The sequence below is a fragment of the Nonomuraea typhae genome (assembly GCF_009760925.1).
In the GTDB taxonomy this organism is placed as follows: domain Bacteria; phylum Actinomycetota; class Actinomycetes; order Streptosporangiales; family Streptosporangiaceae; genus Nonomuraea; species Nonomuraea typhae.
The window spans coordinates 135,954-160,603 of the sequence record NZ_VRLV01000002.1 but is presented as its reverse complement, the minus strand read 5'-3'; the positions used below and the strand labels follow the sequence as shown (position 1 = coordinate 160,603).

Genomic DNA, 24,650 nt, shown 5'->3' with positions numbered 1-24,650 from the left:
ATCAGATGAGCAAGGTCACCACCGACATGTCCATCTCCGTCGACGGGTTCGCCGCCGGGCCGAACCAGAGCCTGGAGAACCCGATCGGCGAGGGCGCCGAGCCGCGGCTGCACCGCTGGATGTTCGAGCAGGCGGAGCAGCACGCCGAGGCGCTGGCCAAGATCACCGATGCCGGGGCCTTCATCATGGGCCGCAACATGTTCGGCCCCGGCCGCGGCGCCTGGGACCTGGAGTGGAGCGGCTGGTGGGGCGAGGAGCCGCCGTACCACGCGCCGGTCTTCGTCCTCAGCCACCACGCCCGGGCGCCGATCACCATGAAGGGCGGGACCACGTTCACGTTCGTCACCGACGGCATCGAGTCCGCCCTGGCGCGGGCGCGGGCGGCCGCCGGGGAGCGGGACGTGGCCGTCGCCGGGGGCGCGCACACGGTCAACCAGTATCTGGCGGCCGGGCTGCTCGACGAGGTCCGCCTGCACATCGCGCCGGTGATCCTGGGCGCGGGGGAGCGGTTGTTCGCCGGAGTGGGCGACCCGGGCCTGGAGCCCGTCGCCGTCTCGGGCACGGACCTGGTCACCCACGTCACCTACCGGGTCAACCACTGACCTCGGTACGTTTCGCTCGCTCCGGTACTTGACCTCGCATCGATCAGCATTCATGATTATTCCTACGCATAAAGTAGGAAAAGCGGGAAAGGGGATGCGGTGCGAGCGCTCATACTGCTGGCCTTGGTCGGCTTCGCCGCCCAGCTCGTCGACGGCAGCCTGGGCATGGCCTACGGCGTCACCTCCACCACGTTGCTGCTGGCGGTGGGCACCAACCCGGCAGCAGCCTCCGCCACCATCCACCTCGCCGAGATCGGCACCACGCTGGCCTCCGGCGTTTCCCACTGGCGCTTCAACAACGTCGACTGGAAGGTCGTCGCCAAGATCGGCATCCCGGGCGCGATCGGCGCCTTCGCCGGGGCGACCTTCCTGTCGAGCCTGTCCACCGAGAGCGCCGCGCCCGTCATGTCGCTCATCCTCCTCACGCTCGGCGCCTACGTCCTCATCCGCTTCACCGTCGCCGGCCTGCCGCGCGAGAACCTGGGCAAGCCGCTGCGCAAGCGCTTCCTGGCCCCGCTCGGACTGGTCGCCGGCTTCGTCGACGCCACCGGCGGCGGCGGATGGGGCCCGGTCGGCACCCCCGCCCTCCTGGCCAGCGGCAGGATCCCGCCCCGCAAGGTGATCGGCTCGGTGGACGCCGGCGAGTTCCTCGTCGCCGTCGCCGCCAGCGCCGGATTCCTCATCGGCATCGGCTCCGAGAAGATCGACTTCGCCTGGGTCGGCGTGCTGCTGCTCGGCGGCGTGATCGCCGCGCCCATCGCCGCCTGGCTGGTCCGCCACATCCCGCCGCGCATCCTGGGCTCGGCCGTCGGCGGCATGATCATCTTCACGAACGTCCGCACCCTGCTGCGCAGCGACTGGATCGCCGCCTCGGCGACCGTCCAGAGCCTCACCTACGTCGTGGTCGCCGTCGTCTGGGCCGCCGCCATCGTCTACTCGGTGCGCGCCTGGCGCCGGGACAAGGCGCTCGAAGCAGAACTCAAGCCTCTCTCCGCCGCCGAGCAGGAGCCGACCCCCGCCGCCTGATGCGAATCTCCGCCCGCACCCACTACGCCCTGCGCGCCATGGTCGCCCTGGCAGCCGCCGACGGGATGATGCTGCACGCCGGTGAGATCGCCGCCGAGCAGCACATCCCCCGGCGCTTCTGCGACAACATCCTCCTGCACCTGCGCCGCGCCGGCCTGATCCACAGCCAGCGCGGCCCGGAGGGCGGCTACCGCCTGGCCCGCCCCGCCGAGAAGATCTCGCTGGCCGACGTGATCGAGGTGACCGAGGGCATCGAACCGCCCCTGGACGACTTCCCCGGCGCCGCCGCCCCCCTGGCCGAGGTCTGGGCCCTGCTCCACGCCCACGAGAACGCCCTGCTGCGCGACATCACCCTCGCCCAGGTCATCGACCGCGACCTCAGACCCATCACCGGCTGACCCGCCCACCCGGCCGGCCCCGGTCACCGGCCCCGTTAGGCGGCCCCGTTAAGCGCAGCCGCCCGGCCACTTTCCGGGCCACCGGCGCGAGCCTGGCACAGCTGGCCTGGGCGTTCACGGCGGACACCTGCTTGGTCGCGTACATCGTCAGCGTCGCCAGGAACCTCCCCTGGCGGAACACCAGCGCCCCCGCCGACCTGGCGTACTTGCGCGTCACGCAGTACGCGCCCGCGCCCACCCCCGCCACCGGCCGCCCGCCGTCCACCCCCGCCCCGAAGGCCATGGCGTGCTCGGGCGCCTTGGGCGACTGGTAGCTGTCCACCTCCAGCTTCAGCACGAGCTGGTCGTAGGCGTCCTCCTGGATCGTCACCCGGCGGCACGTGGTGCCCGTGTAGGCGTACTCGCGCCTGTCCGCGATCGCCGTGCCGATGCTGTAGTCGATCACGCCGACCGCCGTGCCGATCTCCTCCTCCACGTACGGCGAAGCCGCCTTGCCGTACACCGACCGGAACTCCTCCGGGCCGTACAACCGGCAGGCGAACACCGGCGCGGCGGGCATCAGGGGGCTGGAGAAGCCGAGCCCGGGCAGCCCGGCGCGGCCCGCCTCCAGGTTGGCGGCCACGGTCCGGAGCAGGGGCCGGATCGCCTTCGCCCGGCCGGGCAGGTTCGCGCGGACGACCGCCGGCACGTTGCCCAGGCGCAGCGTGAAGCTGTCACCCTTGTCGCGGCCGGTCACCCTCACCCGTCCGATGGGCGCCCGGGGCTTCCAATCGCTGAACTCGTAGCGCATGGCGCCCGGGTTGGCGTAGGCCGGCTGGTAGACCTCGACGTCCACCGAGCCGCGCGGCCGTACGACGTACTGGCAGGCGTTGGGCGGCGTCGAGGCCAGGAACAGGTCGCTGGCCCTGTCCACCGGCCCGGTGCCCCGGCCGTCGAAGTAGTTGCGCTTGACCACGCCGGGCAGCGGGTTGGGCTGAAGGCGGAGCCCCGCCTTGCCGAGCGCGGCCACGGGCAGCAGCGCGCGGGCGTTGACCACCTGCGCCCCCGCGTACCTGCGCGGCGTGGCGGCCCCCTTCTCGACCAGCGGCGCGGGGTCGGCGATGCCCGCCTCGTCGACGTCGGCGTACCCGTCGCGCGGGACCTTCTTCAGGGTCGGCTCCTCGACCGGCTTCGGGATGCCGCGCCGGGCAATCTTCCACACTTCCCCGCAATCCCGCCATGTAGCTGCCGGTCACCCGGATCACGACGGGTCCCGCGCGGCACTCAGACGGTCTCGCCCAGCTGTTCGGCCACCCGCTCCAGCCCGTCCTTGACGAGCCGCCCGTACGCGTCGTCGCCCAGCGCGCCGATCCCGTCCCGCGCCTGCCGGAAGTGCTCACGGGCGCGACCGAGATCGCCCAGCTTGCGGTAGCACTCGCTCAGGTTCAGGTGCAACGACGGATACAGGCCGGCCACCGAAAGCGGTACCCCGGCCTCGGCCACCCGCCCCTCGGTGATCAGGCAGGCGGCGGCCAGCGCCCGCAGATCCCACGTCAGCTCCTGGTGCACGTCGTCCTGCACGTCGGCCATCGAGTGGGCGAGGACGCAAACGTGCAGCGGGTCGCCCCGCTCGCCGCCGATGTCCGCCCAGATCCGAGCGAACAGCTCGCGAGCCGCTTCACGCTGCCCCCGCTGGTGATGCAACTCCACCGCCTGGCCGATCCGGGCCATCGTGGGGTCGGCGGTCATGAGCGGCTCCTTCCGGCCGGCCCAAGGGATCTCGACCCTCCCATCCCGCGTTCGGGAGTTGCAAGATGGGCTCATCGGGTCATCTGCCGCGCCGGGGGAGTCGTGCCATGCGGAAAGCCGATCGGTTACGCCGTTCCATCGAGCGCCTGCCGGACCAGGAGCTGAAGGCGCGCACCGGGGTGCTGCGCGCCCGCCTGGCCGAGGGCGGCGCCGTACTGACCGACGCCTTCGCGGTGGCCCGTGAGGCCGCCTGGCGCGTGCGCGGCCGCCGCTACACCGCCGACGACCTGCGCGCCGCCCACGCCCTGCACCGCCGCTCGGTCGCCGAGATCCAGGACGGCACGGCCGCGGTGACCCTGGCCGCCTATCTCGGCGCGCTCGACGGCCGGGGCCTGCACCTGATGACCGACGGCCAGGCGGCCGAGACGAGCGCCGTCTGCCGCTTCCTCGGGCTGAGCGTGGCCACGCTGACCGGCGACCAGGACGACGGCGAGCGCGAGTCCGTCTACGCCGCCGACGTCACGGTGGGCCCGGTGAAGGAGTTCGCCTACGACTACCTGTCGGACAACCGCTGCTCAGGCCCGGGCGAGCGCCTCCAGCGGGAGCTTCACCGGGCCGTCGTCACCGACGCCGACCTCGTCCTGCTCGACCAGGCATTCGACCGGCTCATGGTGAGCAGGGACGACGTGCCCATGGCCGCGATCACCGTCGGCGAGTACCTCGCCCTGTACGAGCACCTCTGCGGCGTGAGCCCGGTCGCCGCCACGGAGGCCGGGCTGCTGTCGGCCTGCTACGGCCTCAAGGTCACGGTCGTCGGTACGGCCCGGCGCGGAACCCGGCGCGACCACCCAGACCTCATGTACGCGAACGCCGAGTCCAAGCTGCGCGCCATCGCCGAGGCGGCCGCAGGGTACCGGGAGGAGGGCCGGCCGGTCCTGATCCACGCCGGTGAGCCCGAGCTCGCCGACCGGCTGCGCGACCTCCTGACCGGGCACGGGATCACCCCGGCGCCCGCGCATCCGCGCCGCCCGCTCGCCCGCGCCGGGGAGGCGGGTGCGGTGACGCTGATGCGGGAGTTCGGGCACGAGTCGAAGGTCGTCCTGGGCGGTGACCTCGACTGGCTGGCCGAGGAGAAGGTGCTGGCCTCCGGGCTGGACCCCGTGCTCACCACCGCCGAGGCGTGGGAGGGCGCGGTGGCCGCGGCCCGGCGCAGCCTGCTGCCGGCGTGGACCGCCAGCCGCCGCCGGGCGGCCGAGGCCGGCGGCCTGGTCATCCTGGGCGCGCAGCGGCTGCTCTCCCGCCGCCTGGAGCGGCGCCTGCGGGAACTCGCCGGTCAGCAGGGCCACACGAGGTTCCTCGTGGCCGCCGACGAGGACTGGCTGGCCGCCCTCGCCCGGGCCGTGCGCGGGGTGATCGACGACATCGAACCCATGGGCGGCCGCCTCATGGGCTACACGATCAACCGCATCCAGCGCGGGCGCGAACGGGGCAACACCGCGTTCCGCCAGACGGCCTTCGAGTGCTACGCCGTACGCTCCGGCTTCCAGCAGGCGGTGTACGGCCTGCGCAGGGATCTGGTCGAAGGCCCGCATCCGCTGGCCGCCCTGCTGGCCATGGCCGGCGAGGAGCACGCCGCGCCCCTGCGCGCGAGCGCGGCGGGACGCGGCGCCCAGGCCCGCGCCGAGCTGATCCGCGAAGCCGTCGACGAGGCGTGGGCCGCCTTCCAGGCCGAGCTGCAGACCATGCTGGACGAGCTGTGGGAGGCCACCTTCCCCGACCCCGGGGTGGCCGCGTTCAAGGACACGGCCACGCGGCGCTTCGAGGAACTCCAGCAGGAGCTGCGCACTACGATCGTGCGGCGCCTCCTCGAACGCCCCGCTTGGTACACCCGGCCCGCCGGCGGCGCCCCCTGGACGCGGGCGCCGGACCACCCGGGCCTCAGCTAGGGCCGGATGTAGGCCAGGAGCCGATCCAGGGGCCAGGTGTTGACGACGTCGTCGGTCGTGAGCCAGGCCCGCTGGGCGATGCCGACGCCGAACCGCTGGTTCTTCAGGTGCGGCACGGCGTGGGAGTCGCTGTCGATGGAGAACTTCACGCCGTGGTGGCGGGCCAGGCGCACCAGGTCGGCCGGCAGGTCGCTGCGATCGGGGTAGGCGTCGATCTCCATGACCGTGCCGGTGCGGGCGGCGGCGGCGAAGACGGCGTCCCAGTCGGCGTCCACCGGCTGCCGCTTGCCGATCTTGCGGGTGGTGGGGTGCCCGATGACGTCCACGTACGGGTTCTCGCAGGCGGCGATGAAGCGCCGGGTCATCTCCTCCCGCGACTGGGTGAAGTGGGAGTGCACCGAGGCCACGCAGACGTCGAACCCGGCCAGGATCTCCTCCGGCCAGTCCACCGAGCCGTCGGGGGCGATGTTCAGCTCGCTGCCGTGCAGCAGCCGCATGTCCGGATAGGACTCCTGCAGCTTCCTGATCTGCTCGCGCTGCTCCAGCGCCTTCTCCAGGGTCATGCGCTGCATGGTCAGGTCGGGGGCGTGGTCGGTGATCGCGTAGTAGGAGTAGCCGAGGGCGTGGGCGGCGGCGACCATCTCCTCCAGGGGGGCGATGCCGTCGGTCAGGTTGGTGTGGGTGTGCAGGTCGCCCTTGAGGTCCTCGAGCCCGACCAGCGCGGGAAGCTCGCCCTTCAGGGCCAGCCGCACCTCGCCGCCGTCCTCGCGCATCGGCGGCGGGACGTACTGCATGCCGAGCGCGGCGTAGATGTCCTCCTCGGACTCGGCGGCGATCACCCGCTCGCCCTCGAACAGGCCGTACTCCGACAGCTTCCAGCCCTTCTTCACCGCGATCTCGCGGACGGTGACGTTGTGCTCCTTGGAACCGGTGAAGTACTGCATGGCCGCGCCCCACGACTCGGCCGGGACCACGCGCAGGTCCACCTGGACGCCCGCCGTGGTGCGCACCGAGGTCTTCTTGTCACCGGCCGCGATGACCTCTGCGACGTACGGCCGGCCGCGGAAGCGCTCCATGATCTCGACCGGCGCCACCGCGAGGATGTCGATGTCGCCGATGGTGTCCTTCATCCGGCGCAGCGAGCCCGCATAGGCGATCCTGTCGGCCAGGCCGGCCAGCGAGCCGATGACCTGCTCGGCCAGCGCCATCGCGGTGCCGATGTGCACGCGGGCGCCGGCCTGCTCCATCTGCTCGATGCCCTTGGCCAGGTTGGCCAGCGTCTTCGGGCCCAGGCCCTTGACCCCGTCGAGGCGGCCCGCGGCGATCGCCTCGGCCAGCGCGGCGGGGGAGTCGATGCCGAAGTCCTCGAAGAGCATGATCGCGGTCTTCGGCCCCAGCGTCGGGACCCCGGTCAGCCGGCGCACCCCGTCGGGCACCTTCGCGCGCAGGGCGTCGAGCTGGCGGAAGCTGCCGCGCTCCAGGAACTCCTCGATCTTCAGCGCGATCGCCTCGCCCACGCCGGGCACCTTGCGGACGTTCACCTGCGCGATGTCCTCGGGGAAGCCGGCGATCGCCTTGACCGCCTTCTGGTAGCTGCGCACCCGGAAGGCGTCGCCCCCGGTCAGCGCGAACAGCTCTGCGTACTCCTGAAGAGCGGCGGCCGCCTGCTCGTTTGCCCGTGCCATGAGCACAGCTTAGGAGGTGCGGCCGACACTTCCTCTCGCCTTCCCGGCGCGGACATGTCACGCTCGACCATGCGCAGAAGCACCCTGTTAGTCCTGTTATCGGGCCTCCTCCTGCCCGCCGGTACGGCTGCCGCCGCTCCCGTCACGACGCCGCCCCCGGCGGTCCGGGATTTCGGCAACGGCCCGGAGCGCAACGAGGAAGCCGCCCTGATCGGTGAGACCGCGAGCCTCCGGAGCGCCGACGCCGCGGCCGCGCCGTACCACCACGACAGAACCCGCGGCTACCCCCGCAAGAACCAGATCCCCGCACCTCCGGAGAACCCCGCCGACGCCTCGATCAAGCTGGGCCTGATCCCGCACCACGCGATCGCGGCGAAGCTGAACGCGCTGCAGGCGCTCGGCGACCGGGTGAGCGCCGAGGTGATCGGCAGGTCGGCGGGCGGGCGCGACCTGTACTTCGTGACGGTCACCGCCCCGGAGAGCGCCTGGGAGGTCCGCGAGCAGGAGCGCCTCCGCCAGCAGATCGAAGCCGGCCGAAAAATCCCGAAAAATCGCTACAAGGTGCCGATCTACGTCAACGGCAACATCCACGGCAACGAGTGGGAGGGCACCGACGCCGCCCTGAAGGTGATCGAAGAGCTGGCCACCAGCCCACAGGCGGCCGAACTGCTCAAGCGCACCCGCCTGTACTTCAACATCACCGCCAACCCCGACGGCCGCGTCCTCGGCCAGCGCCAGAACGGCAACGGCTTCGACCTCAACCGCGACATGATCACCGCCTCCCAGCCCGAGGCCAGGGCCATGCGGCAGATCATGATCGACCGGCAGCCGGTCGCCATGCTGGACCTGCACGGCTACGTCAACGGCACGCTCATCGAGCCGACCACGCCGCCGCACGGCGCCAACTACGAGTACGACCTGTTCATCACCAACACCTACGCCAACGGCCTCGGCATGGAGGCGGCCGTCAACGCGCTGGGCTACACCCCGGACAAGGACGGCGTGCACCCGGTCCAGATCCCCTTCCGCGACTCGGAGGAGGGCTGGGACGACTGGCCGCCGATCTTCACCCCGCAGTACGCGCCCTTCCACGGGGCGGTGGCCGCGCACACGGTGGAGATCCCGCTGCGCGTCAACGGCTCCGACTACACCAACCTGCCGGTCGAGGAGCTGCGCCGCCGTTCCAGGATCAACACCGAGGTGGGCGCGGCGGCCGTCCGCGCCACCTACGCCCACGTGCTGGCCAACCGCGACAAGATGATCGCCGACCAGATCGAGGTCTTCCGGCGCGGCGCCGCGGGTGAGCCGTCCAAGCAGGTGCCGCTCGGCATCGTGCCCGGCTTCGGCCCCGAGGACGTCTACACCACCACCTACCCGCGCGCCTACCTGATCCCGCCGGGCAGCCCCGCCGCCGCGCGCCTGGTGGACCACCTGATCGCCAACGACGTGCGGGTGGAGCGGGCCACCAGGCCCTTCCGCGGGCACCCGGCCGGGACGTACGTGGTCGACATGCGCCAGCCCAAGCGCGGCCTGGCCAACGTGATGCTCGAGGCGGGCGCCGACATCAGCCCGCGGGTCGATGCGATGTACGACATCTCGGGCTGGAGCCTTGGCCTGCTCTGGGGCGCCGGCGTCAGCGCGGTCCAGGACCTGCGCGTGCCCACCGAGCCGGTGCGCGCCGCCGCCCCCACGGGCACGGTCCCGGCCGGTCGCGGCGCGCTCGCCCTGAAGGTCACCGACGGCAGGGACGCGCGGGCGCTCAACGACCTGCTCGCCCGCGGAGTCGAGGTCACCTGGGCGGACGGCACGGCCATCGTGCCGCCCACCGCCCGTGAGGCGGCCCGCGAGGTGGCCGCCCGCTACGGCGCCCGCTTCGCCCGGGCGGCAACGGCGACGGGGACCAGGCTGGCCCCGGTCAGGATCGCCGCCGCGGCGGCGGCCGACGAGCTGTACTCCCTGCGCGAGATGGGCTTCACCGTCACCCCGGTCTCCACGGCCCTGGCCAACGCCGGGTTCGACTGGAACACGGCGGACGTCCTGTACGTCTCCAGCGGCCTGTCCTACACCGCGCTCAACCCGGCGGCCAAGGCCGCGCTCGACGCCTTCCTCGCCAGGGGCGGCGTCGTCACCAGGGGCGCCACCGGAGCGACGTTCAACACCGCGGCCGCGCTGCTCACCGTCACCCCGGTCGCCGGGCGCGGCGACGCCAACGGCGTGGTCAGGATGTCCTCGGGCGAGCACGGCTTCGTGTACTCCCCGCGCTGGTTCACGGGCCTGGGGGCGGAGGTGAAGGCCGAGGAGCGCTACGACGCCTTCGTCTCCGGCCACTGGCGCCCGAACCCGGACGGCACGGGCGGCCCGGACGCCGCCAAGGGCCAGGCCGCCGTGGTCAGCGGCCGCGACGAGCGCGGCACGCGGGTCGTGCTGTTCGGCACGGAGCCGCTGTTCCGCAACCACCCCAAGGGCCTGTTCGCGCAGGTCGCCCGCGCCCTCTACAGCACCGCTCGATAGCGCCCCGCCGTACCGGCCTCGGCCGAGGTACGGCAGGCCGGCACAACGCCACCCGCCGACGCCGGCGGGCGCCGATCGTGGGGATCGCTTCTCACGTCGGACGGGGCCGGGCGCCGTAACGGCGCCCGGCCACCGGGCACGGGGACCCAAGGGATCCCGCAAGCGCTCCCTCCGGGCGTTCCGCGGAGCCCGCCGGGCCCGGCACATGGGAACCGCCGGCTAACCGCGCCTCACATGCGCACGTCGCGAGGCGTGTAAGCCTCGCCCAGGAAGGCCAGGTCCTTCTCCGACAGCTCGACGTCCACGGCGGCCACCGCGTCGTCGATGTGCCGGTCCTTGGTGGCGCCCACGATGGGGGCCGTCACGGCGGGCTGACGCAGCAGCCAGGCCAGCGCCACCTGGGCGGCCGGCAGTTCGCGCTCCCGGGCGATCTGGGCCACGCGCTCCAGGATGACCTGGTCGTTCTCCGGCTCGTACAGGTAGTCGATGCGCCCGTCGGACTCCTGCCGGGTGGTCTCCTGCGCCGTCCCGGCCCTGGCCAGGACGCCGCGGGCCAGCGGGCTCCACGGGATGACGCCGACGCCCTGGTCGAGGCAGAGCGGCAGCATCTCGCGCTCCTCCTCGCGGTAGAGGAGGTTGTAGTGGTTCTGCATGGAGACGAACTTCGTCCACCCGTTGAGCTCGGCCACGTGCTGGGCCTTGGCGAACTGCCACGCCCACATGGACGAGGCGCCGAGGTAGCGGACCTTGCCGGAGCGGACGACGTCGTGCAGCGCCTCCATGGTCTCCTCGATGGGCGTCTCGTCGTCCCAGCGGTGGATCTGGTAGAGGTCAACGTAGTCGGTGCCGAGCCGCTCCAGCGAGGCGTCGATCGCGGCCATGATGTGCTTGCGCGACAGCCCGCGGTCGTTGCGCCCCTGGCCCATGGGGAAGTAGACCTTGGTGGCCAGCACGTACTCCTCGCGGCGCGGGAACAGGCGGCGCAGCACGTTCCCGGTGATCACCTCACTGGCCCCGGCGCTGTAGACGTCGGCGGTGTCGAAGAAGGTGACGCCCGCCTCGGCCGCCCGGCGCACGATGGGCTCGGCGCGTTCCTCCGGGAGGGTCCACTCCATCTTCTCGGGGTCGCCGTAGCTCATCATCCCCAGGCAGATCCGGGAAACCTGAAGCCCCGTGGTACCAAGTCGCGAGTATTCCATGAGGTCAGCTTATGAGGAGAAATGTCGTGTCCGCAGGTCGGGCCGGGGCGGGTCTCCCGCACGGTGTCCATGCGCAGGACGCCGGTCCGGTGCGAGGAGCCCCCGGAGCGCTGGGGTGCCGAGCGGGAGGCCCGCGAGCTGTGGCGCCGGGCGGGAGGGGCTACTTCTGCTCCGCCAGCCACTCCTCGAACGTCGTCGGCGCGATGCGCGCGCCCGGCCCGGGCAGCAGCACCTCCCCGGCCATCGACGGGCCGAACACCGCGGACCACGTCGGCACCAGCTCGACCGCCCGCCCGCGCTTCTGGTGGGTACGGCGGGCCATGTCCACCAGGTCCTGGGTGCCGGGCCCGGCGACGTCCACGTACCGGCCCGCGGGGGCGCCGGTGGCCAGTTCGGCGAGGACGGCGGCCACGTCGGCGGGGGCGATCGGCTGGATGAGGAGCGGGGCGATCCGCGCGACGCCCTCCTTCTCCGCCCCGTCGGCCACCATCTCCGCGAAGTCGTGGAACATGGTGGCCGGCACGATGGTCCAGGGGACGGTGCCCTCGCTCACCAGGCGTTCCTGCTCCCTCTTGCCCGAGTAGTGGGCGTTGCCCTCGACCCGGTGCAGCCCCGCGATGGACAGCAGCACGTGGTGGCGCACGCCGGCGCGTGCTTCTGCGGCCAGGAGGTTGCGGGTCGTGGCGCCGAAGAACGCGATCGTCTCGTCCAGGCCCATGGCGGGGGCGTTGACGGCGTCCACGACGGCGTCGACGCCGGTCAGCGCCGCGTCGAGGCCGTCGCCCGTTTGCAGGTCCACGCCGAGGGCGCGGCTGATGCGGACGACCTCGTGGCCGTCGCGTTCGAGGGCGGTGGCGGTCAGGGCGCCGATGTTGCCGGTCGCGCCGGCTACTGCGATCCGCATGATGGTCTCCTCAATTAGGGACTTAGCGGGTCCATAATAGCTGCGATAGACTCCGGTGTGTGAAACTGCCCGCCAGCACCGAATGGGTCCTGCACTGCGCCACCGCGTTGGCCCAGCTGGAACCGGGGGTGAGCGCGTCGGCCGGGCAGCTCGCCGAGTACTTCGACCTGCCCCTGCCCTACCTGGCCAAACAGCTGAAGGCCCTGGTCAAGGCGGGGCTGCTCACCGCCTCCACCGGGCCGAAGGGCGGGTTCCGGCTGGCCAGGGCCGCCTCGGAGATCACGTTGCTGCAGATCGTCGAGGCGGTGGACGGGGCGGCCTCGCCGTACGAGTGCAGGGAGATCCGCAGCCAGGGGCGTGGGGCGCTGCCGCAGGAGGAGTGCCGGACGCCGTGCATTCTCGCGGCCAAGATGGGCGAGGCGCACCGGGCGTGGCGGCGCACCCTGCGCGAGGTCAGCCTCGCCGACATCCTCGCCGATCTGCCGCCGCACGCACCCGAGCGCACGCGCAGACGGCTTTCGTAGGCGCGGGACTGTCGATTTCCCGCAGGCCCGCGCGTCATGGGACGTGACCTCCCATCGGAGAAAGGCGATCCCATGACCGACATCCACGCGGCCGTCGCCGCGGAACGCCGTGACCTGGCCGACCTCCTGTCCGGGCTGACGCCCGAGCAGTGGCAGGCGCCCTCGCTCTGCGCGGGCTGGCGGGTGCGCGAGGTGGCCGCGCACCTGACGATGGCGTTCAGGTACGCGATGCCGCGGGTCGTCCTGTCCATCATGCGCGCCCGCGGCGACTTCAACCGCGCCGCCGACCGGCTGGCCAGGCGGGACGCGGCGGCCATGAGCACCGGGCAGCTCGTGGCGGCCCTGCGCGACAACGCCGGGCACCCGTGGACCCCGCCGGGCGGCGGGCCCGCGGAGGCGCTGCGCCACGACATGATCCACGGCCTGGACATCACGGTCGCGCTCGGGCTGGACAGGAAGGTGCCCCCGGACCGCCTCCACCTCGCCATGCCCGGCAGCCTCAAGGCCAAGAGCATCGCCTTCTTCGGCGCCGACCTCGAAGGGGTCTGGTTCACCGCCGACGACCTCGAGTGGAGCGCGGGCTCGGGCGCGCCCGTGCGCGGCTCGGCCCAGGACATCCTGCTGGCCGTCACCGGCAGGAAGCTGCCGCCGGGGCGGCTGTCCGGGGTGACGGCCGTGCGCTTCACCCGCGGGCCGGCGGAGAGCCGCTAGGCCAGCAGTTCGCCGGCGTAGCGGGCATACACCGCGGCGCACCGGCGCATGGCCGCCTCGTCGACGTACTCCTCCGGCCCGTGGGAGACGTCCAGGCGGCCGGCGCCGTACCCGAAGGCGGGGATGCCGAGCTGGGCGTACCAGCGGATCTCCAGGATGCCGGCGCACATCTCGAAACGGACCGGCGCCCCCGTGACCTCGCCGGCCACGCGGGCCAGGGTGACGGCCGCCGGATGGCCGGGGTCGGTGGCGGCGGAGGGCTGGAGCTGGGTGGTGCGCACCGTGACGGCGGCGCCGATCTCGCCCGCGGCCTCCTCGATGAGGCCGGTCAGGCGCTTGTGCTCGGCGTCGAGGTCCTCCTCCGGGTTGAAGCGGCCGTCGATCGTGAAGGAGGCCGAGCCGGGCACGACGTTGAAGTTCGACCCGGCCGCGGCCTCGCCGCCGACCACGATCATGCTGCCGGGGGCCTCGCCCGGCCGCATCGGGTACGACGTGTGGCGGGCGGCCAGCTCCTCGGCGTACCGCTCGGCCGGGCGGGCCACGTGGAGCATGTGCAGGAACGCGTTGACGCCGCGGTCGGCCATGCCGACGTGGGCCTCGCGACCGGCCACGTCCACGCGCAGGGAGACGGCGCCGCGGGCCGCGTTCCAGATGCCGCCGCCGCTGGGCTCGGCGGTGAGCATCGCCAGCGCCCCGGGATCGATCAGGTCGTGGCGGCGCAGGTGACCGGCGCCCGCGACGCTGCCGGTCTCCTCGTCGCAGACGAGGTGGACGACGATCCTCCCGCCGTCCAGCAGGCCCAGCTCCTGCGCCGCGGCGGCGCCGTACAGCATGCTGACGATGCCGCCCTTCATGTCGGCGGTGCCGCGGCCGAAGATCCGGCCGTCGCGGCGCTCGGCGGTGAACTGGCGGCGGTCCTGGGCGGGCACGACGTCGAAGTGGCCGTGGAAGTAGACGATCTTCTCGCCGGAGCCGGCGGTGCCGCGGACGACGCACGGCTCCTCGAGGCCGGGTTCGGCCCCGGTGACCTCGATGATCTCGGGGGACAGGCCGAGGCGGGCCATCTCCTCGCGCAGCACCCGGGCGCAGCGGCCCAGCATGCGGCCGGGCGGGTTCTCGGTCTCCACGGCCACCAGGCGCTCCAGCAGCGCGGCCATGTCGCCGGCCCGCGCGTCCAGCCAGGATCGGACCGCTGTGGCGGAGGTCTTCATGAGCCGTCCCCTTTCTTCGGGCATGCAGATGTACGGCCCTGCGCAGGCGAGGTGTGGTGTATATCCGCAATCCTAGGCCGGAGTCGGCCTCATGTGGTTTCCACTTATGCCGATAAAGTGGGGCAGTGAGCAATAAATACACGCTCGATGCGCTTGATCGTGAAATATTGTTTCATCTGCAGCACGACGGCCGGTTGAGCAACGTCGAGCTGGCCCGCCGCGTCGGCCTCACCCCGCCCCCCTGCCTGCGCCGGGTCAAGCGGCTGGAGGAGCTCGGGATCATCAGCGGCTACCGGGCCACGGTCAACCACGAACTCCTCGGCGGCGGCCTGGAGGTCATCGTCTCCATCGAGGTGAGCGTGAGCGACCTGAAGACGCTGGAGGAACTGGAGAAGACGATCGCGGCCTACCCGGAGGTGGTCGAGTTCCGCCGCCTGTTCGCCACCCCCGACTACCACCTGCGCGTGGTCGTGGCCGACTACGCCGCCTACGAGGCGTTCCAGACCGGCAAGATCATCGGGATTCCGGGCGTGGCCCGGGTGATCTCGCAGCCGACCATGAAGAAGATCAAGGTGCTCGGCTAGGGCACGATCATCGTGACGCCGGGCACCGTGCCGATCGCCGCCAGCGCCTTCCCCGCCTCGGCCAGGCCGATGGTGCGGGTGACGAGCTGGTCGGGGTGCAGGACCCCGGCCCTGATCAGCTCCAGCATCCTGGGGTAGGCGTGCGCCGCCATGCCGTGGCTGCCCAGGAGCTGGAGTTCGTGGGCGACGACCCGGCCCATCGGGATCGGGGTGGCGCCGCCGGGCAGCAGGCCCACCTGCACGTGCCGGCCGCGGCGGCGCAGCGACTCGACCGAGGCGGCGCAGGTGTCCGGGCTGCCCAGGGCGTCGATGGAGACGTGCGCGCCGCCCCTGGTCAGCTCACGGACCTGGGCCGCGGCGTCACCGGCGCCGGCGTTGACGAAGTGCGTGGCCCCGGCCCGCTCGGCCAGGTGGAGGGCGTCGGTGCTGATGTCCACCGCGACCACCCTGCCGCCCGCGGCGGTGGCGATCATGATCGCGGACAGGCCCACCCCGCCGCAGCCGTGCACGGCCACCCACTCGCCCGGCCGTACGTCCCCCACCTGGGTGACGGCGCGGAAGGAGGTGGCGAACCGGCACCCGAGCCCGGCGGCCGTGGTGAAGGCCATCTCCTCGGGGACGGCGATGAGGTTGACGTCGGCGTGGTCGACGGCGACGTACTCGGCGAACGATCCCCAATGGGTGAAACCCGGCTGGGTCTGGCGTTCGCACACCTGCTGCTCACCGGCCGCGCAGGCCGGGCACGAGCCGCACGCGCAGATGAACGGGACGGTCACCCGGGCCCCCTCGGCCCAGCGGGTGACCAGCGATCCGGTGGCGGTGACGACCCCGGCCAGCTCGTGGCCGGGAACGTGGGGCAGCGCGGTGATGTCGGGGTCGTGGCCCTGCCAGCCGTGCCAGTCGCTGCGGCACAGGCCGGTCGCCTCGACCCTGATCACCGCCCCGTGGGGCGCGGGGGCAGGGTCGGGTAGCTCGCGCACGTCAAGCTCGCCACCGAAGATGTCAAAGGCAACCGCTCGCATCTCATGAGCTTAGGGTCACCTGCCGCAACTTGCGCAAGGCCCGGTGAGAGGGCGAACCGGGTTCGGTGGTGTAGAGGACCACGCGCAGGTCGTCGCGATCGGGGACCCGGATCACCTGGCAGATCACGTCGATCGGGCCGAGCGCCGGATGAAGGAACCGCTTGCGCTGCTGGCGCCGGACCCGGACCTCGTGCTCGGCCCAGAGCCGGGCGAAGTGCGGGCTGCAGCCCAGCATCTCGGCGACCAGCGCCTGGATCTGAGGATCGTCGGGATACGTGCCGGCCGCCCAGCGCAGGTCGGCGACGGAGGACCGGGCGAAACGTCCCTTCTCCTCGTCGCCGAGATGCCGGGCGATCTCCGGCGAGCGGAAGATCCAGCGGATGACGTTGAGATCGTCGCGCGGCCGGGCTTCCAGGTCGCCGATGAGGGCGCTGGCGGAGGGGTTCCAGGCGAGCAGGTCGTACCTGGCGTTGAGCACGTAGGCGGGCACGTCCTCCAGGAAAGCGATCAGCTGAAGGGTGCCCTCCGGGACGTCGTCGCGCAGCCGGGGCGGCCCCAGCGGCTGGCCGGCCAGGTGGAACAGATGGGCGCGCTCGTCGCTGCTCAGCATGAGCGCCCTGGCCAGCGCGCTGAGCACCTGGCGCGAGGGGTGCGGGCCGCGGGCCTGCTCCAGGCGGATGTAGTAGTCGATCGACATGCCGGCGAGCTGCGCCACCTCCTGGCGGCGCAGGCCGGGCGTACGGCGCCGCCCGCCGTCGGGCAGGCCCGCCTCGCGAGGGGTGAGACGGTCACGCCTGCTGCGCAGGAACGCCGCCAGCTCTTCCCGGTTCATGCCCTTCATCCTGCGGCACCCGGCCGGGTTCAGGGTGGTATCGCCGATCCCAGTCTCACGCGGTCTCTCCCCGCGGCCACGCGCCGCCGGAACCGTGGAGCGCATGACAACAGCACTCATCACCGGCGCCAACAAGGGAATCGGCTTCGAGGTCGCCCGCCTGCTCGGCGAGCGCGGCGTCACCGCAGTGATCGGGGCCCGCGACGAGGAGCGCGGACGGGCCGCCGCCGTACGGCTCGGCCAGCCGTACGTGCGCGTGGACGTGACGGACCAGGCCAGTGTGCGGGCCGCGGCGAAGTGGCTGGAGGCGGAGTACGGCTCGCTGGACATCCTGGTCAACAACGCCGGAGTCGCCGCCTGGCCGGAGGATCACCGGCCCAGCGGCACCGACGTGGCGATGCTGCGGCGGGTCTACGAGACCAACGTGTTCGGCGTGGTCACGGTCACCAACGCGATGCTGCCGCTGCTGCGCCGCGCGCCCGCCGCCCGGATCGTCAACATGTCCAGCGAGCTCGGCTCGATGACCGGCCAGCTCGATCGGGACGGCAACGGCTGGCAGCACACCTACCTGGCCTACAACTCCTCCAAGGCGGCGCTGAACATGATCACCGTGGCCTACGCCAAGGAGCTCGACGACACCCCGATCAAGGTCAACGCCGCCAATCCCGGCTACTGCGCCACCGACCTCACCGCCCAGAGCGGCCACCGCGCCGCCGAGCAGGGCGCGGCCATCGCCGTCCACCTGGCCACGCTGGACGCGGACGGTCCCACCGGCGGCTTCCTCCAGGACGACGGCCCGCTGCCCTGGTAGGTGTGGAAGCCAGCCGAGAGGACAGAAGGGAGGGATGGGACGCGACTTGGACAAAGAGCGGTTTTCCGAGGCGGAGTACGCCCGCTTCGGGGAACGGCTCGAGCAGCAGCTCGGCACTCTGCGCGAACTGCTCGGCAGGCCCGGCTTCGGCCAGGGGCCCACGACGCTCGGCGCCGAGCTGGAGCTCTTCCTCATCGACGAGAAGGGCCGCCCCCTGCCGCGCAACCAGGAGGTCCGCCAGGCGCTGGACGACCCGCGCGTGGTGCTGGAGCTGGGCCGGTTCAACCTGGAGGTCAACCTGACGCCGCTGCCGCTGGCCGGGCGGCCCTTCGCCGGCCTGAGCGGGGAGATCCGGGAAACCCTGCTCAAGGTGGACGGCGCGGTCGAGGGCGGCGGCGCGGTGCCGATCGGCATCCTGCCCACGCTGGGCACCGGCGACTTCACCCGGCAGGCGATCAGCGACGAGAACCGGTACCGGGCCCTGAGCAGGGGCATCAGGCGGCTGCGCATGGAGCCGTTCCTCGTGGTCGTCGACGACCTGGAGCTGGAGGTCGAGGACGTCATCCTGGAGGCGGCCAACACCTCCTGGCAGGTGCACCTGCGCACGCCGCCCGAGCGCTTCGCCCGGCTGTTCAACGCCGCGCAGCTGGCCACGGGCCCGGTGCTGGCCGCGTGCGGGAACTCGCCGCTGTTCCTGGGCCGGACCCTGTGGGAGGAGACCAGGATCGCGCTGATGGAGGAGGCGGCCGACGATCGCGACATCGAGCGCCGCTTCCGCCGGGACGGGCGGGTCACGTTCGGCTCCGACTGGGTGCACGAGGGGGCCTACGAGCTGTTCGAGCGGTATGTGCGTGACTACGACCCCATCATTCCGGATATGTCATCAGATGCGGAGCTGGCCGAGCTGCGGCTGCACCAGGGCACGGTCTGGCAGTGGAACCGCCCCGTCTACGACCCCGCCGACGGCGGCCACCTGCGCATCGAGATGCGCGCCCTGCCCGCCGGGCCAAGCTGCGCGGACATGGCCGCCAACACCGCCTTCCTGGTCGGCCTCACGCTGGCCTGCGCCGAGCGCGACCTGACCGGCTACCGCTTCGCCGAGGCGTACCAGAACTTCTACCGCGCCGCCCAGAAGGGCCTGGAGGCGCCCCTGTCGTGGCCCGGCAGGGAAGGCGAGGTGCCCGCCGCCGACCTGGTGCTCTCCCTGCTGCCCGAGGCGCGCGCCGCCCTCCTCGGGGCGGGCGTCGTGCCGGGCGACGCCGACCGGGCGCTCGGGGTGATCGCCCAGCGTGTACGGCTGGGCCGTACCGGAGCCGTGTGGCAGCGGGAAGCGCTGGCCCGCTACGACGGGGACGTCGAGCGGCTGGTGCGGCGCTATCGCGAGCAGGTGCTGACCGGGCAGCCGGTGCACGTGTGGCGTTGAGTGCAACCTCCCGCCCCTCTCGCCCGTCAAAGACTGGCAAAGAGACGGGAATGCGAGGGGATTATGGCTTCCACGGGGATGGTTCCGGTCGACGCGGCGCCCTTCACCTTAAGATCGGCGCCGGGGGCCCTGGCCGAAGGGGCGGCCAAGCTCGCCGGTGACCTCGGCGCGACCGGTGTCGAGGCGCTGCTGGCCCAGGCCAACCGGACGGCGGCGCGCAAGGGGGCCGCCGCGGCGATGGGCGCGATGAGCCCGCGGCCGCAGGAGTGGTACGCCTTCGACGCCAAGGACCAGGACACCGCCGACTGGTACCCGCAGGGGCTGACCTGCGGGGAGGATTCGGGCGAGACCGGAGTGCCGGTGTTCGCGGTGAGCTGGTACTTCAAGCCCGAGCCGCCGGCGGCCGAGCGCGGGATCCGGGTGACGTTCCTCAGCCCGTCGACGCTGAAGTACCAGCACGTGCTGCTGGTCGAGGCGAAGCCCGACGGGTCGTACGGGCCGATCGACATCCACGCCGGGGGCATCGCGTGGTACGGCGACCTGCTGTACGTGGCCGACACCAAGCGGGGGCTGCGGGTCTTCGACGTCAACCGGCTGCTCGACCTGCGGACCGCGCAGAACGATCTGGGTGATGCGAAGCGAGTAGGCCGCCATGACGGGAAATTTCATGCTTTCGGGTACCGATACGTGCTCCCGCAGACCGGCTTCTGGCGGGTCGCGACGGCCGGAGCCCGCTTCTCGTTCGCGGCCGTCGACCGCAGCGCCGGCCCCGACCTGCTGATCGCCGGCGAGTACGACGAGAACGGCACCACCGGCCGCGCCGTCCGCTACGAACTCCGGGGCGACGGGATCGGCGCCCCCGTCGACTGCTTCCAGCTGGGCGCCGCCAAGATCCAGGGCGCGGTCTCCAGGAACGGCACCTGGTACCTCAGCCAGGCATTCGACGCCAGGACCAACGGCAAGCTGCTGGTCGCCGGCGGCGGCAAGGTGAGCACCCGGCCCTTCCCGATCGGCCCGGAGGACCTGACGATCCAGGACGGCAAGCTGTGGAGCGTCACCGAGTTCCGCAACAAGCGGGTGGTGTTCGGCGTCAGTCTCTGAGGTGCTTCATCAGCACCTGGCGATAGCCGCGGTCGAAGGCGTTGTAGCGCTCGCGCAGCTCGGCGCCCGGCCAGCCGGCGGGCAGCAGCTCGGCCGGCAGCAGCGGGTCCTTCAGCAGGTGACGCAGGACGGCGGCGGAGACGATGAACCCCTCCGCCAGCCCGTCGGCCGTCTCCAGGGCCCGCTCCAGCCGCCGCGCCTCGGCCGCCCACCCCTCCAGATCCCACAGCAGCGGCGTGGGATCGCGGCGCGGCCTGCCGTCGATCCTGGTGCACTGCGCGCTCACGCTCTCCGGCCACTCCCGCAGCAGGTTGGCCGGCCGCATCCAGGTGCCCTCGCGCAGCTCGGCCAGCCGCAGCGTGCCCATGGCGTGCCGGAAGGCCGCCCGGTCGGCGGGGGCGCGCCGCTCGGCGGTCACCACGGCGACCTCCCACATGCCGTCCCACCGGCGGGGATGCGGGTCGCAGCTCTCGTCCTGCCTCGCCTGCCGCTCGATGAGCCGCTCCGACAGCGTGTAGCGCCCGTCCTGCTGCACCAGGTCGCCGGCGGCGACCATGCGCGAGAGCGCCACCCGGACCGTGCCCTCGGCGATGCCGAACAGCTCGCCGATGCGCACGAGGTGCCGGGCGGCCAGCCGGGGCGGGTGGCTGCCGAGCAGCGCGCTGAGTACGGCGGAGCGGGCGCTGAGGGTATTACGCTCTTCCAACACGCATCCAGGATATGTAACACTTCGATGCATGGGCCGCTATCTCAACGAACCGTTCGACAGCAGTGACCGCTACGCCACCGAGCGCTACCAGGGCGCCGCCGGCCGCGACTGGTGGGCCATCGACCCCACGCTGCAGCTGCTCATGCGCCACTACCTGGGCGACGGTTACGCCTGGGCCGAGCCGTACCTGCGTGAGCTCGGCGTCGTCACCGGCGGCGTCGTGGCCGCCTGCGCGGAGGAGACCGACCGCAACCCGCCCCGCCTGGAAAAGTACGACAAGTGGGGACGCGACATCAGCCGGGTCGTCATGCCCCCGTCCTTCCACACCGCCCGCGCCGCGATGATGGAGCACAACTTCCTCGCCCCCGCCTTCGTCCAGGAGGCCCTGGACCACGGCGCCGGCCCGGCGGCCCTGGGCGCCGCCTGGACCTACCTCCTCAACCAGGCCGACGTCGGCATGGGCTGCGCCCTCGGCACCGGCGGCGACATGGTCGTGCAACTGGCCGAGAAGCACGCGCCCGCCGACGTCCGCGACCGGGTCAGGGAGATCTTCGCCAACGGCTTCTACTCCGGCGAAGCCGCCCAGATGTTCACCGAACGCACCGGCGGCTCCGACCTGGCCGCCCTGGAGACCACGGCCGAGCCCGACGGCGAGTCCTGGCGCCTGGACGGCTTCAAATGGTTCGCCTCCAACGCCAACGGCTCCGCCTTCGTCGTCCTGGCCCGTCTCCCGTCGAGCGAGGTCAAGCCCTTCCTCGTCCTGTGGGAGCGCCGCGACGGCACCCGCAACGGCGTCCGCATCCGCAGGCTGAAGGACAAACTCGGCACCCGCTCGGTGGCCTCCGCCGAGGTCGAGTTCACCGGCGCCGAAGCCTTCCTGTTGTCCGGCGAGGGCTCCGGCTCCGGCCTGGGCACGATGATGAAGCTCACGAACGCCTCCCGCCTGGGCGTCGCCATGATGGGCGTCGGCGTCGCCCGCCGCGCCCTGGTCGAATCCGTGTGCTACGCCCGGGCCCGCGAAGCCTTCGGCAAACCCCTCATCGCCCACCCCCTGATGCGCCGCAAGCTGTCGGAACTCATCGTCGAGGTCGAGGCCGCCCAGGCCATGGTCTTCGACGGCCTCGTCAACCGCCTGCGCCTCGGCCCCGCCGTCATCAAACTCCGCACCGCCCGCCTCGGCGTCACCGCCGCCAGCGACGCCATCGAGGTGCACGGCGGCAACGGCTACATCGAACAGTGGCCCGTCGCCCGCCTCCTGCGTGACGCCCAGGTCAACCCCATCTGGGAGGGCGGCGACAACATCCTCTGCCTGGACGTACGGCGGGCCATGCTGAAGGAACAGGCCCACCTGCCCTTCCTCGACCGCCTGCGCCGGGCCGCCACCTCCCCGCTGGTCCAGGAGCGCATCGAGGACCTGGCCAAGGCAGTAGAAGCCTGGCACGGCGCCCCCGACGAGGCCAGGTTGTACCCGCTCGCCCAGTTCATGGCCGACGTCTACGCCGCCGCGCTGCTGGAGGAGCAGGCCACGTGGGGCCTCGACGACGAACGCAAGGCGCTGGTCGCCCGCCTCTACGCCGAAGCCCACCTGGCCGACCGCGGCCCCCTGCGCGGCCTGGACGCCCCCGCCCCCGACCACCTGGACACCCTGCTGGCCGGGGCCGTTGGCTGACCGCCGCCGGGACGTACGCTGGGGGATGTTCCTGGACCCGGACTACGGATCACGGAGGCGAGCGCCATGACCGTCCGCGTGGAACGCGAGGGCCCGGTGACCACGGTCGTGCTGGCGCGGCCCGAGGCGCGCAACGCCGTGGACAGGAAGACGGCCGACGCGCTGGTGGCGGCGTTCACCGAGTTCGAGGAGTCGGACGCGGCCGTCGCGGTGTTGTGGGGCGAGGGCGGCACGTTCTGCGCGGGCGCCGATCTCAAGGCGCTGGACAATCACGTCGGCGAAGAGGGCGACGGTCCCATGGGGCCGACGAGGATGCGGCTGTCCAAGCCGGTGATCGCGGCCGTGGCGGGGCACGCGGTGGCGGGCGGGCTGGAGCTGGCGCTCTGGTGTGACCTGCGGGTGGCCGAGCAGGATGCCGTGTTCGGGGTGTTCTGCCGCCGCTGGGGCGTGCCGCTCATCGACGGCGGCACGGTACGGCTGCCGCGGCTGATCGGGCTGTCGCGGGCCATGGACCTCATCCTCACCGGCCGGCCCGTCGGCGCCGAGGAGGCGCTGGGCATGGGGCTGGCCAACCGGGTCGTGCCCGCGGGCGAGGCGCGGCGGGCGGCCGAGCGGCTGGCCGCCGAGCTGGCCGGGTTCCCGCAGACCTGCATGCGCGGGGACCGGCTGTCCGCCCTCGAGCAGGACGGCCTGGACGAGCGCGCGGCCATGGTCAACGAGCTGCGCCACGGCATGACCTCGCTGGGCGACGCCCTGGCCGGGGCGCAGCGGTTCGTCGCGGGGGAGGGGCGGCACGGGCGGTTCTGAGCCTTGTCAGGGGCAGCACGTATGTTGAGTTCATGGACGTGGACGTGGCCGGACGCGAGGTTCGCATCACCAATCCCGGCAAGGTGGTCTTCCCGGAGACCGGGCACACCAAGCTCGACCTGATCCGCTACTACCAGGCCGTGGCCGGCGGCGCGCTGCGCGGCGTCTCCGGGCGGCCGATGATCCTCAAGCGGTTCGTGCACGGGATCCAGGAGGAGGCGTTCTTCCAGAAGCGGGCCCCGGCCAAGCGGCCCGACTGGATCGAGGTGGCCGAGCTCAAGTACCGCTCCGGCCTGAGCGCCGCCGAGGTCGTCGTCAGCGACCTGGCCCAGCTCCTGTGGGTGGTCAACCTCGGCTGCGTCGACCTCAACCCGCACCCGGTGCGCTCCGGCGACCTGGCCAACCCCGACGAGCTGCGCATCGACCTCGACCCCATCCCGGGCGTGCCCTTCCGCGACGTGCTGGCCACCGCGCAGGTGGCCCGCGAGGTGCTGGAGGAGCACGGGCTGACCGCCTGGCCCAAGACCTCGGGCTCGCGCGGCTTCCACGTCTACGCCCGCATCGAGCCGCGCTGGCCCTTCGCCCTGGTGCGCAAGGCGGCCGAGGCCGTCGCCCGCGAGGTCGAGCGGCGCGCCCCCGACCTGGCCACGGCCCGCTGGTGGAAGGAGGAGCGCGAGGGCGTCTTCGTCGACTTCAACCAGAACGCCTACGACCGCACGGTCGCCTCCGCCTACTCCGTGCGCGCCGTCCGCGACGCCCGCGTCTCCACGCCGCTGACCTGGGACGAGGTGCCCGGCTGCCGCCCGGAGGCGTACACCATCGACACCGTCCCCAAGCGCTACGCCGAGCTCGGCGACCCGTGGGAGGACCTCGACCTGCACGCGGGCGCCCTCGACGGCCTGCTGGAGCTGGCCGAGCGGCTCGGGCCCGCGCCCAAGCAGCCCAGAGGGCAGAAGACGATGCCGCTCGTGGAGATCGCCCGCGCCGAGCACAAGGAGGAGGCGCTGGCCGGGCTGGAGCGCTGGAAGGAGCGCCACCCCGGCGTGGCCGCGCTGCTGCAGCCCGCCGACGTGCTGGTGGACGGCATGCGCGGGCGCAGCAGCGTATGGTACCGCATCCGGGTCAACCTCCAGCACGTGCCCGAGGACGAGCGGCCCGCCCAGGAGCCGCTGGAGTCCGACTACGACCCGTGGGAGGGCGTCGACTGGGCCGCCGTCGCGCGCCGGCGTGACGAACACGCCTGACGG

Annotated in this window: 23 protein-coding genes; 14 read left to right on the top strand and 9 right to left on the bottom strand. The window is 72.4% G+C overall.

Going from position 1 to position 24,650, the window contains the following annotated elements:
- Window positions 1-5 precede the first annotated feature (5 nt).
- From FVE25_RS07315 to FVE25_RS07305, 3 genes are all read left to right on the top strand, one after another.
- Window positions 6-602 (top strand): dihydrofolate reductase family protein, encoded by a 597-nt coding sequence (locus FVE25_RS07315; RefSeq protein WP_157245678.1) that lies wholly within the window; start codon window positions 6-8, stop codon window positions 600-602.
- Between the two features lie 99 nt (window positions 603-701).
- On the top strand, window positions 702-1,628 hold the full coding sequence (locus tag FVE25_RS07310) for a sulfite exporter TauE/SafE family protein (RefSeq protein ID WP_157245677.1): 927 nt from the start codon (window positions 702-704) through the stop codon (window positions 1,626-1,628).
- Window positions 1,628-2,026, top strand: coding sequence for an RrF2 family transcriptional regulator (locus FVE25_RS07305; protein ID WP_181019494.1), 399 nt, complete (start codon window positions 1,628-1,630; stop codon window positions 2,024-2,026). Before FVE25_RS07310 ends, FVE25_RS07305 begins: the two co-directional genes overlap by 1 nt.
- On the opposite strand, the gene FVE25_RS07300 is transcribed toward FVE25_RS07305, so the two are convergent.
- Together FVE25_RS07300 and FVE25_RS07295 are read right to left on the bottom strand one after the other, a co-directional pair.
- Window positions 2,016-3,227 (bottom strand): hypothetical protein, encoded by a 1,212-nt coding sequence (locus FVE25_RS07300; RefSeq protein ID WP_157245676.1) that lies wholly within the window; start codon window positions 3,225-3,227, stop codon window positions 2,016-2,018. The genes FVE25_RS07305 and FVE25_RS07300 overlap by 11 nt on opposite strands.
- Window positions 3,228-3,289: 62 nt before the next feature.
- Entirely contained in the window at window positions 3,290-3,754 is a 465-nt protein-coding gene (locus FVE25_RS07295) for a hypothetical protein (RefSeq protein WP_157245675.1), read from the bottom strand.
- Between the two features lie 107 nt (window positions 3,755-3,861).
- Here FVE25_RS07295 and FVE25_RS07290 point away from each other — a divergent pair, with 107 nt between their 5' ends.
- The gene (locus FVE25_RS07290) at window positions 3,862-5,700 is read left to right on the top strand and encodes a preprotein translocase subunit SecA (protein WP_181019493.1); all 1,839 of its coding nucleotides are present in this window, start codon (window positions 3,862-3,864) and stop codon (window positions 5,698-5,700) included.
- On the opposite strand, the gene polX is transcribed toward FVE25_RS07290, so the two are convergent.
- Window positions 5,697-7,385: a DNA polymerase/3'-5' exonuclease PolX gene (polX, locus tag FVE25_RS07285; RefSeq protein WP_157245673.1), complete on the bottom strand. Its 1,689-nt coding sequence runs from the start codon at window positions 7,383-7,385 to the stop codon at window positions 5,697-5,699. The genes FVE25_RS07290 and polX overlap by 4 nt on opposite strands.
- A gap of 69 nt (window positions 7,386-7,454) precedes the next feature.
- Between polX and FVE25_RS07280 the strand changes: the two genes are divergently transcribed.
- Window positions 7,455-9,896, top strand: coding sequence for a M14 family zinc carboxypeptidase (locus FVE25_RS07280; RefSeq protein WP_157245672.1), 2,442 nt, complete (start codon window positions 7,455-7,457; stop codon window positions 9,894-9,896).
- A gap of 230 nt (window positions 9,897-10,126) precedes the next feature.
- Here FVE25_RS07280 and FVE25_RS07275 read toward each other — a convergent pair whose 3' ends face one another.
- Window positions 10,127-11,095, bottom strand: a complete 969-nt coding sequence (locus FVE25_RS07275) for an aldo/keto reductase (RefSeq protein WP_157245671.1) — start codon at window positions 11,093-11,095, stop codon at window positions 10,127-10,129.
- 160 nt (window positions 11,096-11,255) lie between these two features.
- Complete coding sequence (locus FVE25_RS07270; RefSeq protein ID WP_157245670.1) at window positions 11,256-11,999, bottom strand: SDR family oxidoreductase; 744 nt, start codon at window positions 11,997-11,999, stop codon at window positions 11,256-11,258.
- Window positions 12,000-12,058: 59 nt separating this feature from the next.
- Here FVE25_RS07270 and FVE25_RS07265 point away from each other — a divergent pair, with 59 nt between their 5' ends.
- Window positions 12,059-12,523, top strand: coding sequence for an RrF2 family transcriptional regulator (locus FVE25_RS07265; protein WP_157245669.1), 465 nt, complete (start codon window positions 12,059-12,061; stop codon window positions 12,521-12,523).
- A gap of 72 nt (window positions 12,524-12,595) precedes the next feature.
- Window positions 12,596-13,234 (top strand): maleylpyruvate isomerase family mycothiol-dependent enzyme, encoded by a 639-nt coding sequence (locus tag FVE25_RS07260; protein WP_157245668.1) that lies wholly within the window; start codon window positions 12,596-12,598, stop codon window positions 13,232-13,234.
- Here the strand turns inward: FVE25_RS07260 and FVE25_RS07255 are convergent.
- Window positions 13,231-14,445, bottom strand: coding sequence for a M20/M25/M40 family metallo-hydrolase (locus FVE25_RS07255; RefSeq protein ID WP_157245667.1), 1,215 nt, complete (start codon window positions 14,443-14,445; stop codon window positions 13,231-13,233). The two genes, FVE25_RS07260 and FVE25_RS07255, sit on opposite strands and share 4 nt — an antisense overlap.
- 125 nt (window positions 14,446-14,570) lie before the next feature.
- On the opposite strand from FVE25_RS07255, the gene FVE25_RS07250 reads away from it, so the two are divergent.
- Complete coding sequence (locus tag FVE25_RS07250; RefSeq protein WP_157245666.1) at window positions 14,571-15,029, top strand: Lrp/AsnC family transcriptional regulator; 459 nt, start codon at window positions 14,571-14,573, stop codon at window positions 15,027-15,029.
- On the opposite strand, the gene FVE25_RS07245 is transcribed toward FVE25_RS07250, so the two are convergent.
- Window positions 15,026-16,051, bottom strand: coding sequence for a zinc-dependent alcohol dehydrogenase family protein (locus FVE25_RS07245; protein WP_157245665.1), 1,026 nt, complete (start codon window positions 16,049-16,051; stop codon window positions 15,026-15,028). The two genes, FVE25_RS07250 and FVE25_RS07245, sit on opposite strands and share 4 nt — an antisense overlap.
- A gap of 1 nt (window position 16,052) precedes the next feature.
- Window positions 16,053-16,883: a helix-turn-helix transcriptional regulator gene (locus FVE25_RS07240; RefSeq protein WP_157245664.1), complete on the bottom strand. Its 831-nt coding sequence runs from the start codon at window positions 16,881-16,883 to the stop codon at window positions 16,053-16,055.
- Between the two features lie 103 nt (window positions 16,884-16,986).
- Between FVE25_RS07240 and FVE25_RS07235 the strand changes: the two genes are divergently transcribed.
- The 3 genes from FVE25_RS07235 (at window position 16,987) to FVE25_RS07225 (ending at window position 20,218) form a co-directional block, all read left to right on the top strand.
- On the top strand, window positions 16,987-17,694 hold the full coding sequence (locus FVE25_RS07235; RefSeq protein ID WP_157245663.1) for an SDR family oxidoreductase: 708 nt from the start codon (window positions 16,987-16,989) through the stop codon (window positions 17,692-17,694).
- A 34-nt stretch (window positions 17,695-17,728) separates the two neighbouring features.
- Window positions 17,729-19,117, top strand: coding sequence for a glutamate-cysteine ligase family protein (locus FVE25_RS07230; RefSeq protein WP_157245662.1), 1,389 nt, complete (start codon window positions 17,729-17,731; stop codon window positions 19,115-19,117).
- Window positions 19,118-19,195: 78 nt separating this feature from the next.
- Entirely contained in the window at window positions 19,196-20,218 is a 1,023-nt protein-coding gene (locus FVE25_RS07225) for a hypothetical protein (protein WP_157245661.1), read from the top strand.
- On the opposite strand, the gene FVE25_RS07220 is transcribed toward FVE25_RS07225, so the two are convergent.
- Window positions 20,208-20,927 (bottom strand): PaaX family transcriptional regulator C-terminal domain-containing protein, encoded by a 720-nt coding sequence (locus tag FVE25_RS07220; RefSeq protein WP_246266764.1) that lies wholly within the window; start codon window positions 20,925-20,927, stop codon window positions 20,208-20,210. The genes FVE25_RS07225 and FVE25_RS07220 overlap by 11 nt on opposite strands.
- A gap of 28 nt (window positions 20,928-20,955) precedes the next feature.
- Here FVE25_RS07220 and FVE25_RS07215 point away from each other — a divergent pair, with 28 nt between their 5' ends.
- The 3 genes from FVE25_RS07215 to FVE25_RS07205 all read left to right on the top strand — a co-directional run bounded on the left by FVE25_RS07215 (window position 20,956) and on the right by FVE25_RS07205 (window position 24,647).
- Complete coding sequence (locus FVE25_RS07215; RefSeq protein WP_157245659.1) at window positions 20,956-22,596, top strand: acyl-CoA dehydrogenase family protein; 1,641 nt, start codon at window positions 20,956-20,958, stop codon at window positions 22,594-22,596.
- 66 nt (window positions 22,597-22,662) lie between these two features.
- A complete protein-coding gene (locus FVE25_RS07210; RefSeq protein WP_157245658.1) occupies window positions 22,663-23,403 on the top strand; it encodes a crotonase/enoyl-CoA hydratase family protein in 741 nt (246 codons plus the stop codon).
- 32 nt (window positions 23,404-23,435) lie between these two features.
- A complete protein-coding gene (locus tag FVE25_RS07205; RefSeq protein ID WP_181019492.1) occupies window positions 23,436-24,647 on the top strand; it encodes a DNA polymerase domain-containing protein in 1,212 nt (403 codons plus the stop codon).
- The last annotated feature ends 3 nt before the right edge of the window (window positions 24,648-24,650 follow it).

What these genes read in the sequence shown, in the direction of transcription:
- FVE25_RS07315 (WP_157245678.1), top strand. Translation starts at nt 6, where the DNA reads ATGAGCAAGGTCACCACCGACATGTCCATCTCCGTCGACGGGTTCGCC.
- FVE25_RS07305 (WP_181019494.1), top strand. Translation starts at nt 1,628, where the DNA reads ATGCGAATCTCCGCCCGCACCCACTACGCCCTGCGCGCCATGGTCGCC.
- FVE25_RS07295 (WP_157245675.1), bottom strand. Translation starts at nt 3,754, where the DNA reads ATGACCGCCGACCCCACGATGGCCCGGATCGGCCAGGCGGTGGAGTTG.
- FVE25_RS07290 (WP_181019493.1), top strand. Translation starts at nt 3,862, where the DNA reads ATGCGGAAAGCCGATCGGTTACGCCGTTCCATCGAGCGCCTGCCGGAC.
- polX (WP_157245673.1), bottom strand. Translation starts at nt 7,385, where the DNA reads ATGGCACGGGCAAACGAGCAGGCGGCCGCCGCTCTTCAGGAGTACGCA.
- FVE25_RS07280 (WP_157245672.1), top strand. Translation starts at nt 7,455, where the DNA reads ATGCGCAGAAGCACCCTGTTAGTCCTGTTATCGGGCCTCCTCCTGCCC.
- FVE25_RS07275 (WP_157245671.1), bottom strand. Translation starts at nt 11,095, where the DNA reads ATGGAATACTCGCGACTTGGTACCACGGGGCTTCAGGTTTCCCGGATC.
- FVE25_RS07270 (WP_157245670.1), bottom strand. Translation starts at nt 11,999, where the DNA reads ATGCGGATCGCAGTAGCCGGCGCGACCGGCAACATCGGCGCCCTGACC.
- FVE25_RS07260 (WP_157245668.1), top strand. Translation starts at nt 12,596, where the DNA reads ATGACCGACATCCACGCGGCCGTCGCCGCGGAACGCCGTGACCTGGCC.
- FVE25_RS07255 (WP_157245667.1), bottom strand. Translation starts at nt 14,445, where the DNA reads ATGAAGACCTCCGCCACAGCGGTCCGATCCTGGCTGGACGCGCGGGCC.
- FVE25_RS07245 (WP_157245665.1), bottom strand. Translation starts at nt 16,051, where the DNA reads ATGCGAGCGGTTGCCTTTGACATCTTCGGTGGCGAGCTTGACGTGCGC.
- FVE25_RS07240 (WP_157245664.1), bottom strand. Translation starts at nt 16,883, where the DNA reads ATGAACCGGGAAGAGCTGGCGGCGTTCCTGCGCAGCAGGCGTGACCGT.
- FVE25_RS07235 (WP_157245663.1), top strand. Translation starts at nt 16,987, where the DNA reads ATGACAACAGCACTCATCACCGGCGCCAACAAGGGAATCGGCTTCGAG.
- FVE25_RS07230 (WP_157245662.1), top strand. Translation starts at nt 17,729, where the DNA reads ATGGGACGCGACTTGGACAAAGAGCGGTTTTCCGAGGCGGAGTACGCC.
- FVE25_RS07225 (WP_157245661.1), top strand. Translation starts at nt 19,196, where the DNA reads ATGGTTCCGGTCGACGCGGCGCCCTTCACCTTAAGATCGGCGCCGGGG.
- FVE25_RS07215 (WP_157245659.1), top strand. Translation starts at nt 20,956, where the DNA reads ATGGGCCGCTATCTCAACGAACCGTTCGACAGCAGTGACCGCTACGCC.
- FVE25_RS07210 (WP_157245658.1), top strand. Translation starts at nt 22,663, where the DNA reads ATGACCGTCCGCGTGGAACGCGAGGGCCCGGTGACCACGGTCGTGCTG.
- FVE25_RS07205 (WP_181019492.1), top strand. Translation starts at nt 23,436, where the DNA reads ATGGACGTGGACGTGGCCGGACGCGAGGTTCGCATCACCAATCCCGGC.